1 protein-coding gene is annotated in these 526 nt (G+C 41.3%); it reads right to left on the bottom strand.

Annotation, left to right across the window (positions count from 1 at the left end):
* Positions 1-526, bottom strand: a 526-nt coding sequence (locus tag HMPREF9441_RS17160; RefSeq protein WP_008623556.1) for an AAA family ATPase, incomplete at both ends; no start/stop codon positions are given.

Here is a 526-nt window from a genome sequence, read left to right as displayed (position 1 = left end):
CTTCGTCCATTATTTGTAGGAATACATCAAATACTGAAGTATGGGCTTTTTCTATCTCATCAAAAAGTACGATAGAGTAGGGCTTTTGTCGGATTTTATTCACTAATAAACCACCTTCCTCATAGCCTACATACCCTGGAGGTGCCCCATAGAGTAAGGCTGCTGAGTGTTCTTCTTTGAACTCTGACATATCGAAACGGATAATAGCGTTTTCATCTTGGAAAAGGAATTCGGCTAAAGATTTAGCCAATTCTGTCTTCCCTGTTCCTGTAGGTCCCAAAAAGAAGAAAGAACCTATCGGTTGTCCTGCTTTGCTCAATCCAGAGCGATTTTCGAGTACAGCCTCACTGATAATAGCAATAGCGTGGTCTTGCCCTACTACCCGCTCGGAAAGAATAGCATCCATATCACTCAAACGCTGTTTTTCCTCTTCTTTGAGTTTGCCTATAGGAATATTCGTTTTTTGAGAGATGAGTACGGTTAAGTCCCATTCGGTGATGTGAGAACGTTTTTCTTGAGCTACTTT

This window comes from Paraprevotella clara YIT 11840 (genome assembly GCF_000233955.1).
GTDB classification, from domain to species: Bacteria; Bacteroidota; Bacteroidia; order Bacteroidales; family Bacteroidaceae; genus Paraprevotella; species Paraprevotella clara.
This window is presented reverse-complemented; position numbering and strand designations above follow the sequence as displayed.